We start from the raw sequence: 1,817 nt of genomic DNA on the forward strand, positions 1-1,817 counted from the left end.
TCCTCTACCACTTTTGTTTTTTAATGGCTTTTCTAATACTATTAAATCTTTTACACTCCCCATTAATCAATGCTCCCCTCTACAAATTAACCAATTTGCCAATTAGCCAGTCAGCCAACGAGCTGTGTAATGTGTGATGTGTAATATGTGACATGTAATAAGTAACTTGTTTTTATAACCTTTTAACTCTCAACTCGTTACCCATTACTTATTACTAATCACTGCATTCTAAAGCAATCTGCTCTTTTTTTGTTCTTTACTATATATATACTAATTTTGCTTCTGACTCCCGGATTCTGGCTTCTGACTTCTATCCTATTTATTTATTACACATTACATATTACTTATTACACGTTACTGTATTTTAATATCTTTTATCTTCTGAACCATAGCTTTTTTATAATTTTCAAGTTTTTTTCTTAACTCAATATTATTAATTGCTAATATCCTGGCGGCCATAAGTCCGGCATTTTTTGCATTTCCTATCCCCATGGTGGCCACTGGAACCCCAGCGGGCATCTGAACCATAGATAATAAAGAATCAAGACCCCCCATTACTTTCGTCTCTATAGGAACGCCTATTACCGGTAAAAGTGTTTGGGAGGCTATCACTCCAGGTAAATGAGCTGCTCCACCGGCCCCAGCAATTATTACTTTAAATCCTTTTTCTTCTATTTGTTCTATATATTCAAATAATAAATCAGGAGTCCGATGAGCAGAAAGCACTTTCATTTCATAAATAATGCCTAATTCATCAAGTACTTCTGCTGCTTTTTTCATAGTATCTAAATCTGAAGTACTCCCCATAATTATTGCTACTTTCTCCATATTATTCTCCTTCATCAATATTTATCTCATAATTCTTTTTGAAAATTATATTTATCTCCAAATAAAAAACCCAGGCAACAGAAATTCCGTTAGAGTGGAACCTCTCCGCCTGGGCTTTTAATCCTCCGGTGTAGTATAAAATAAATATACTTTGCACCACTCGGTTCTAATCTTATTCTAATTTTATTATTAGAATCTTGCTCAGAATAAGCGAATCCCTAAGGTGCACTTCCACCCGTAGCCTATTGTGATTTACGGTCACATGGTAGAAACACTCTTGCCATATCCAAGAGTTTATACGAGCATCTATAATTTAATTTTTAAAATTTTCTTTAAGTAAAATATAACATTAATAACTTTTAATGTCAAACATTTATGGTAGGTTATCCAGGACATATTTACAATTTTTAAACTGTGGATATTCTAAGTATATCAAATTAGACTACGACATTAAAAAATCATTGCTTTTATAAATTCTTCCTGAAAATCGAGGCGGGAGGATAATTCCACATATTTAACTTTTTTAGATATTTCTTCGCTTACTTCTCTCATCTTATTAGAGCATAATGTTATCTCTGCTCCTCTTCCTGCTGCATTGCCGACTGATTCTATTTTCTTTAATGGTAAATTAGGGAGTAATCCTATCCTTACTGCACTTTTTTTATCAATAAAATTACCAAATGCCCCAGCCAGTAATATTTCTTGAATATCTTCTAGGGGAATATTTACTTCTTTTAAAAGTATTTTTATACCCGCAAATATTGCAGCCTTAGCTAATTGTACTTCTCTAATGTCTCTCTGGGTAAGATAAAGGGGTTTCCCATTTTCTGTTTCCTTACCTTTCACTAAAAGAAATTTATTGCCTTTTTGTCCTTTAATAATTCTTTTTCTAATCTCTTCGCTCAGTTCGGAATTACCTTCTTCTCTACCTATAAGTTTACCACTCTTATTGATCAGTCCTAATTTGAGTAATTCAGCAATTAAGTCAA

At 33.0% G+C, this 1,817-nt stretch carries 3 protein-coding genes and 1 riboswitch; all 3 genes read right to left on the reverse strand.

All coding sequences use genetic code 11. The features are described 5' to 3' along the window. Positions 1 to 354: 354 nt before the first annotated feature. On the reverse strand, positions 355 to 828 hold the full coding sequence (gene purE, locus COZ07_RS00130; RefSeq protein ID WP_406606593.1) for an AIR carboxylase family protein: 474 nt from the start codon (positions 826 to 828) through the stop codon (positions 355 to 357). 1 nt (position 829) lies between these two features. Beyond that, positions 830 to 985 carry a hypothetical protein gene (locus COZ07_RS00135; RefSeq protein WP_406606594.1) on the reverse strand — a complete coding sequence of 52 codons (156 nt, stop codon included), beginning with the start codon at positions 983 to 985 and terminating at the stop codon, positions 830 to 832. Between the two features lie 61 nt (positions 986 to 1,046). Beyond that, positions 1,047 to 1,150, reverse strand: a riboswitch (purine riboswitch). Positions 1,151 to 1,278: 128 nt separating this feature from the next. After that, positions 1,279 to 1,817, reverse strand: a 539-nt coding sequence (locus tag COZ07_RS00140) for an ASKHA domain-containing protein (protein ID WP_406606595.1), incomplete at its 5' end; no start/stop codon positions are given.

The sequence above is a fragment of the Candidatus Infernicultor aquiphilus genome (assembly GCF_002784285.1).
In the GTDB taxonomy this organism is placed as follows: domain Bacteria; phylum Atribacterota; class Phoenicimicrobiia; order Phoenicimicrobiales; family Phoenicimicrobiaceae; genus Infernicultor; species Infernicultor aquiphilus.